The 7,929-nt window shown below is 72.8% G+C and carries 4 protein-coding genes and 1 pseudogene; 2 read left to right on the forward strand and 3 right to left on the reverse strand.

Annotation, left to right across the window (positions count from 1 at the left end; translation table 11 throughout):
• Nucleotides 1-3: 3 nt before the first annotated feature.
• Complete coding sequence (locus ATM97_RS22125) at nt 4-873, reverse strand: carbon-nitrogen hydrolase family protein (RefSeq protein ID WP_218719952.1); 870 nt, start codon at nt 871-873, stop codon at nt 4-6.
• A gap of 62 nt (nt 874-935) precedes the next feature.
• On the opposite strand from ATM97_RS22125, the gene ATM97_RS22130 reads away from it, so the two are divergent.
• On the forward strand, nt 936-2,744 hold the full coding sequence (locus ATM97_RS22130; RefSeq protein WP_218719953.1) for a DEAD/DEAH box helicase: 1,809 nt from the start codon (nt 936-938) through the stop codon (nt 2,742-2,744).
• Nucleotides 2,745-2,888: 144 nt separating this feature from the next.
• The gene (locus ATM97_RS22135) at nt 2,889-6,635 is read left to right on the forward strand and encodes an AAA domain-containing protein (RefSeq protein ID WP_308248578.1); all 3,747 of its coding nucleotides are present in this window, start codon (nt 2,889-2,891) and stop codon (nt 6,633-6,635) included.
• A 49-nt stretch (nt 6,636-6,684) separates the two neighbouring features.
• Here the strand turns inward: ATM97_RS22135 and ATM97_RS22140 are convergent, their stop codons facing one another.
• Together ATM97_RS22140 and ATM97_RS22145 are read right to left on the reverse strand one after the other, a co-directional pair.
• A complete protein-coding gene (locus ATM97_RS22140) occupies nt 6,685-7,389 on the reverse strand; it encodes an ESX secretion-associated protein EspG (RefSeq protein ID WP_218719954.1) in 705 nt (234 codons plus the stop codon).
• Nucleotides 7,386-7,929: pseudogene (locus ATM97_RS22145) on the reverse strand (hypothetical protein); the annotation flags it as partial. The pseudogene ATM97_RS22145 and the gene ATM97_RS22140, both read right to left, overlap by 4 nt.

The following is a 7,929-nucleotide window of genomic DNA, read 5'->3' on the forward strand; positions in this document are numbered from 1 at the left end:
ACGCTACTCCGTGGCGAGCTCCGGCGATACGCGCTCGGTGATCGCGAACCGGCGCAGCGACAGGCTCGGATTGGCGGTGCGGACCCGGGCCAGATGCGCCGGATCGATCGAGGCGGTGAGCACGCCGGGTTCGTCACCCAGCTCGGCCAGGACAACGCCCGCCGGGTCGACGATCATCGACGCGCCCGCCCCGCGCGGCAGGCACTGATCGGCGGCGGCCACGTAGATGGTGTTCTCGATCGCGCGGGCGCGCAGCAGCGTGGTCCACTGGTCGACTTTCGCCGGGCCGGGAATCCACTGCGCGGGCAGCAGCAGCACCTGCGCGCCCGCCGCCGCGACACGCCGACAACCCTCCGGGAAACGCAGATCGAAACAGGTCTGCATGCCGAATATCACACCGTCGACGGTGAAGGTGGCGGGCGCGACGAGCGGACCGGCCTCGACGACGTCGGATTCCAGATGTCCGAACGCGTCGTAGAGATGCACTTTCCGGTACACCGCGACGCGCGCGCCGTCGGGTCCGTGGGCGACGAGCGTATTGCTGATCCTGGTCGCGTCCGGCGCCGTCCGCTCGACGACTCCGGCGATCAGATGCACCCCGAATTCGGCTGCGAGCGCGCTGAGTCCGGTGGTGAACGGGCCGTCGAGCGGCTCGGCGGCCGCCACCACCCGCTCGTCGAGCCGGGTCACCGCAAACATCGAGTACTCGGGGGCGAGGACTACCTTGGCGCCCGCTTCGGCGGCCGTGCGCAGGTGTTCGCGCAGGGCCGCGAGATTGGCGGTGGGGTCGGTCTGGGGAGCGAATTGGACGACCGCGATCGGCACCGCGTCCGGTGCCGGTTCCTGATGCGCTGACCCGTTCTGCAGTTGCATAGGTCTCACCGTATTCACCCGGTGGCCGGGACAGCTACCGTCAGGCAGTAAACTGCTGGTCAATGAGTACCAATGAGGTCGACAGCGTTCCTGCCGACGACGACAGGCACGAAGAAGGCCCGACATTCGCCGATCTCGGGATCGATGACCGCGTCCTCGCGGCCATCGCCGATGTGGGCTACGAGTCGCCGTCCCCGATCCAGGCGGCGACCATTCCTCCGCTGCTGCAGGGCGCGGACGTCGTCGGCCTCGCCCAGACCGGCACCGGCAAGACCGCTGCCTTCGCGATCCCGATCCTGATGGGTCTGGACACCGCCCAGAAGAAGCCCAGCGCGCTGGTGCTGGCGCCGACCCGTGAGCTGGCCATTCAGGTCGCCGAGGCGTTCGGCAAGTACTCCGCGCACATCCCCGGTCTGCACGTGCTGCCCATCTACGGCGGGCAGAGCTACGGCGTGCAGCTGTCGGGTCTGCGGCGCGGCGCGCACGTCGTCGTCGGTACGCCCGGCCGCGTGATCGATCACCTGGAGAAGGGCACGCTCGACCTGTCGCAGCTGCGCTACCTGGTGCTCGACGAGGCCGACGAGATGCTCAAGATGGGCTTCCAGGAAGACGTGGAGCGCATCCTGCGCGACACGCCCAACGACAAGCAGGTCGCGCTGTTCTCGGCGACCATGCCGGGCGCGATCCGCAAGATCTCCAAGCAGTACCTGAACGAGCCGGTCGAGATCACGGTCAAGTCCAAGACCCAGACCAACACCAACATCACCCAGCGCTACGTGCAGGTGTCGCACCAGCGCAAGCTCGACGCCCTCACCCGCGTCCTCGAGGTCGAGGACTTCGAGGCGATGATCATCTTCGTCCGCACCAAGCAGGCCACCGAGGAGCTGGCCGAGAAGCTGCGCTCGCGTGGTTTCTCCGCCGCGGCGATCAACGGCGACATCGCGCAGAACCAGCGTGAGCGCACCATCGGCCAGCTGAAGTCGGGCGCGCTCGACATCCTGGTCGCCACCGACGTGGCCGCCCGTGGTCTCGACGTGGACCGCATCTCGCACGTCGTGAACTACGACATCCCGCACGACACCGAGTCCTACGTGCACCGCATCGGCCGCACCGGTCGCGCGGGCCGTTCGGGGCAGGCGCTGCTGTTCGTCGCCCCGCGCGAGCGGCATCTGCTCAAGTCGATCGAGCGCGCCACCCGGCATCCGCTGATCGAGATGCAGCTGCCCAGCGTCGACGACGTCAACGCGACCCGCGTCTCCAAGTTCGGCGACATGATCACCGAGAACCTGGCCTCGGACAATGTGGCGCTGTTCCGCAAACTGATCGAGGACTACGAGGCCGAGCACAACACGCCGCTGGTCGATATCGCGGCGGCGCTGGCCGTCGGCGGCTTCGACGGCGACAACTTCTTCATGGAGGCCGAGCCGGAGCCCGCGCCGCGTCGTGAGCGCGATCGCGACCGGGATCGGGATCGGGAGCGCGCCCCACGTCGCTTCGACGACGAGGACCGGGCCCCCCGTGGCCCGTCGTTCTCCCGCGAGAGCGGCCAGGAGCTGGCGACCTACCGGATCAGCGTCGGCAAGCGCCACCGCGTGGTGCCGGGCGCGATCGTCGGCGCCATCGCCAACGAGGGTGGGCTGCGCCGCAGCGACTTCGGGCACATCAGCATCCGGCCCGATTACAGCCTCGTCGAGCTGCCTGCCAACCTGCCGCACGAGACGCTGGAAGCCTTGCGCCGCACCAGGATCAGCGGCGTGCTGATCCAGCTGCAGCCCGATCAGGGTCCGCCCGCGCAGCGGCTGGCCTCGCGGGGCCCGCGCCGCGATCGCGACGCGCGTCCCCGGACCGAACGGCGCAAGCCGCGGTTCTGACGCCGGGGCCGCTCGCCGGACTCGGCGAGGTCACACCCGTCGCAACTGTTCGACATCTCCGCGGGTAGCGCCCTGGTCGCCCGCGGCGCTGGTTAAGGTGTTTGCCGTCGGGTGTGCGTGAACACAGGAGGGCCGCGTTTGTTCGTGTCCGGTGATCGGGTGATCGGTGCCGTCGGCGATCTCGTGCGCGCGGCGGGCTGTGAGTTCGCGCTGCTTCGCGCCCTCGACGCGGCCATCGGCAACCTCCCCGGCGTGCCGGACGCCGCCGTCCCCGTCGTGCGCGCCGCCGAGGTGGCGCCGGAGTTGCTGCGGCACTTCGGCGACGGCCTGATCCGCGTTCCGTCGCCCGAGGTTCCCGGCGCGAGCCCGGCCGCCCGGATCGCCGCCCTCACGACGGCCGCCGACCTCACCGCGGCCGCCCTGCGCGACGGCGCGCCTGCCATTTTCGGCGCGGTCTTCTTCGACGGCCGATTCGCCTGCGGCGTCGACCTGTTGATCCGCGACCCCGACACCGGGCGCTACACGCCACACATCGCCGTCGGGTCCGCGTCGGTCGGGCTGCCCGCCACGCTGCGCTTCCGCCCCGCGTCGGATTACGCCGTATCCGTGTCGGACGGCGTCGGTCCCGGGGCGGACGGCGTCGGTCTTGTGTCGGCCGGCGTCGGTCCCGGGTCGGACCACGTCGGTCCCGGGTCGGACCACGTCGGACCCGCGTCGGATTACGTCGTGCCCGCATCGGACAACGTCGGGCCCGATCGGCCGGACGCCGATGCGGAGTGGGCGGCGTCAACGACCGACCTCGACGCGACGGAGCCCGCGCCCGCGGTCGTCGGTACGGCGCCGGTTCCCCCGGCGTCGGCGGACTTCCGGGTGTTGCGGCGCGAATTGGTCGCGGGCCGTACGCCCTTCGAACGGGCCACCGCCTCGGCGACGGTGGCCGAGGTCGACGAGGCGTGGGAGGCGTTGCGGGCGCGGCTTGCGTTCGCGGCCTGCGCCGCCGTGCTCGCCGAGGCGGGGATCGGGGTCGACCCGTCGGCGTATCTGTGGGCCGCGGCCGGTGCGCAGCGCACCCGTACCGACGAGCTCGCGCGCGTGTATCCCGCCCGCCGGGCGCGGGTGGAGCGCATCGTCGAGGAGAAGCTGACCGAACTGCTACCGGTCCAGTGGGGCGATCCCCGCTATCTCGCGTGCGGACGCTGCGCGACCTGCCGGGTCGCCGCGTCCACCGCCCGGGACCTGTTGCTGGTGGCGGGAATCCGCCCGACCCAGCGCGCCCGGCTCCGCGAGGCGGGCGTCCTCACGATCGACCGCCTCGCCACCACGACCACCCCGATCGCCGGCCTCGCCCCTCGCACCGTGACCGCCCTGCGCCGCCAGGCCGAGATCCAGCTCGAGCGCGAGCGCACCGGCGAACCCACCTTCGCCCTGCGCGACGCCGCCGCCCTGGGCGCCCTGCCCGCCCCCGGCCACGGCGATCTCGCGCTGATCGTCGACGTGGACCAGCACGGCGCCGTCACCGCCGTCGAACTGTCCGACGCGATGTCGGTCGTCTACCGCAGCGCGGTGCCCGCCGCCGACCTGTCCGCGGCCGTGGGCGGCCGGAGTGCGGCCGAGGCACCATTTTTCGCGCACGGCGCCTCCGCACGCCGCGACGTGGCGGCAGATGATCGCGCGTCGGCCGCCGCCGTGCTCGACGAACTGCTCGACATCATCGGCGAGCACCGGGCGATCGACCCGGAGGTGCGCGTGTACCACTACGGTTCGGCCGTCCGGACCGCGCTGCTGGACTGGGCGGGCCGCGTCGGGACCGGGGCCGACCTGCTCGACGAGTTGCTGGCCGACGGCGCGCTGTTCGATCTCGCGCCCATCGTGCGCACCGCGCTGCTGATCGGCGAGCGGTCCTACGACATCGCGGGGCTGGCCGGGCTGTTCCCGGCCGTGGAGAGCCGGGCGACAACGGTTCTCGCGCTGCGGGACTGGCTGCTGGCCCGGGCCGCCGAGGCCGGGGTGACGGTGCCGGGTACCCGGTTCGCGGTCGCCGAGGCCGACGTACCGCCGTCGCTACGGCCAGGGTCGCTCGAGGCCGCGCTCACCGAGTTCGCCGCGGCCGCCGACGGCGACGCCGCCCGCGCGGCGGCGCTGACCGCCGCGATCCTCGGCTACCACCGTCGCGAACGGCAGCCGCGCTGGTGGGCCCACATCGACCGGCTCGGCCACCCCGTCGGCGAATGGGCCGACGCGCCGGGCGTGCTCGTCGCGGAGTGGGGCAACGTCGACACCAAATGGCATCGCACACCGCAACTTCCGACGATGCGCCGCTACCTGACGCTCACCGGCAGACTCGGCACCGGCGCGACGCTCACGCCGGGCACCCAGATGGTCACCATCTACGACGGCGCCGCCGCGGCCGGGATGACCCAGACCCTCGGCCGCCGCGCCACCGCCACGGCGACCGTGCTCGGCTGCGCCGTAGACCCCAACTTCGACGACACCGTCCGCCTCGAGGAATTGCTGCCCGCGGGCTGCCCGCCCTACGACGACCTGCCCGCCGCCATCGCCCCCGGCCCGCCCGACGGCGAAGCCGAAATCGAAGCGGCACTGGAGTTCATCGCGCAGGACCTGCTGGTGACCCTGCCCGAGGTGCCCGAGAACGCCGTCTACGACCTGCTGCTGCGCCGCGCGCCCCGCCTGCGCGACGGGCTGGACCTGCCCCAGGTCCACGGCGACATCGCCGCGGCCCTGGCGAACGCGGTCGGCGCGCTGGACGCCTCCTACCTGGCCGTGCACGGCCCGCCCGGCACCGGCAAGACCGGCACCACGGGCCGCGCGATCGAACGGCTCGTCACCCGGCACAAGTGGCGGATCGGCGTCGTCGCGCAGTCGCACGCGGTGATCGAGCGGATCTTCGACGCCGTCGTGGAGGCCGGGTTGCTGCCCGAGCTGGTGGCCAAGAAGGACGTCGCCTCGGTCGGTCCGGAATGGTCGGCGATCGACGCCGAGCGGTATCCGCGCTTCCTCGACAACGCCGTCAACGGCTGCGTGATCGGGGGCACCACCGCCGATTTCGTCGACGAGACGCTGATCGCGCCCGGCGCGCTGGACCTGCTGGTGATCGCCGACGCGGGCGCCAGCTCGCTGGCCGACACCGTCGCCGTCGCGGTGAGCGCGCGCAATCTGCTGCTGATCGGTGACCCGGTGCCCGCGCGGGCCCAGGCCGCCCATCCCGAACCGGTGCAGGTCTCGGCGCTGGATTGGCTGTGCGAGGGCGCGGCCACCCTGCCCGCCGAGCGCGGCTACTTCCTCGACCGCACCTGGCGGATGCACCCCGCGGTCTGTGAGCCGGTGTCGGCGAGCTGCTACGACGGCAGGCTGCGGGCCAGTGAGACCATCACCCTGGCCCGCGATCTGGCCGGGATCGCGCCGGGCGTGAGCACCGTGCTCGTCGAACATCGCGGCAGTGCCACCGAATCCGACGCCGAGGCCCGCGAGGTGGTGCGCCGTGTGCGCGCCCTGCTCGGCGAGACCTGGACCTCGGGTGGGCGGGCCCGCAAGCTGCACCCGCACGACGTGTTCGTCGTCGCGCCCTACGCCGCGCAGGTGGCCCGCATCCGAACCCTGTTGGCGCGCGCCAAGATCGAGGACGTGCTGGTCGGCACACCGGACCGGTTCCGTGGCCGGGAAGCCGCCGTCGTCCTGCTCTCGATGACCACCTCGACACCCGCCGACGCCCCGTTCGGCATGCGGGCGCTGCTGTCGCGCACCGTGATCCACGCGACGCTGTGCCGCGCCATGTGGAAGGCGATCGTCATCCGCTCGCCACTGCTCACCGAGTACCTCCCGGACACCCCGGAGGAGCTGACGGCCCTCGCCGAATTCCTCCGGCTGGACTGATCTGCCGCGCGGCGGTGGCGGATCGGCCGGACCCGCGCGGGCCGTCGCTCTAGGCGCTGCGCAGAAGCCGGCGCAGCCAGTCGGCGGCGAGTTCCGGTGTGGCGGGGGCGATGTCGACGCGATGGGCGGTGTGCACCAGGTAGCGGCCGTCGCCGGTGACATCGATCCAGGACAGCACGCCCGCCGGGGTGACTTCGTCGCCGGCGGCCACCAGGATCTGCCCGATGCCCGCACGGGGCCGTTGCAGCAGGCGCCGGACGCGGGCCGCGTCGGACGGTCCGGCCACGGGCGCGGTGACCAGGTCGCGACTGTCCTCGACGACGCGGGCGGTGAGCGCCGACAGCGGCGGGCCGGTGCCGGTCTTGCCGACGGGCATCCGCGCGAACACCTGGGCGGCGAAACGCCGTGTGCTGCCGACCTGGACGTGTATCGAGCCGCCCCGGTCCTCGGTGCGGCCCGGTTCCTGCACGGCCAGCACGGCCACGTCGTTGGTGACGGCGCCGAGCATCCGGACCGGCGCGCTCACCCGTCCGCACACCTCGACCCGGATCTCCGGCTCGGCCAGCACCCGCAGTGCCGCCGACAGGTCGGCGTCGAGGGTCGAGGCGCACCAGGCGTCCAGCGCGGGCTGGGCGGCGGCGCGTTCGGCGGTGTCCCTGGCCGAGGCGCGCACGGCGAGCGGATACGGGATCCGGTCGCCGTCGGTGCGCGCCCAGGCCAGCGCGAACTGGTCCGGCGTGAGGTGCCAGTTCACCCCCGCTCGGTCCACTCACCGAGCACGGCGGGACTGGTCGGCTCCATCTTGCCGATCAGGGCATTCACTTCGTCGGCGGGTTCCAGGTAGGTCGGCTCCTCGTCGAGGAAGCGCAGGAACTCGTCGTCGTCTTCCTCGTCGTCGTCCGGCGTGACCGGCGGGCGCGGGCCCGCGGGCGGCCGGGTCGTGTCGGAGGCCACCATGGCCCCGCCCAGCAGGCCGCCGATGGCGCCGGCGGTCATGCCCGCCGTCGCGTCGCCACTCGCCGCGACAACGTCCTGGCGGCCCTCGGTGGACGCCGAGGCAGTATCGGTGCTCGAGGCGGTGCCGGTGGCCTCGTCGTCCGGTGTGGGGCCGTCCGGTGTTGCGGCGGTGGAGGTCTCGTCGTCCGGCCGGCCCGCGGCGGACCGGCGGCGGGCGCGCGGGTCGACCGAGGACAGGTACCCGGCGGGCGTCACCGGAACGGCGGAGGTCGGTCCGGCCGCCACGGCGCCTGCGGCGCCGACGGTCGCCGGTGCGGCAGGCACGCCCTGGGCGCCC

This window comes from Nocardia sp. MH4, assembly GCF_019266065.1.
GTDB lineage: Bacteria > Actinomycetota > Actinomycetes > Mycobacteriales > Mycobacteriaceae > Nocardia > Nocardia canadensis.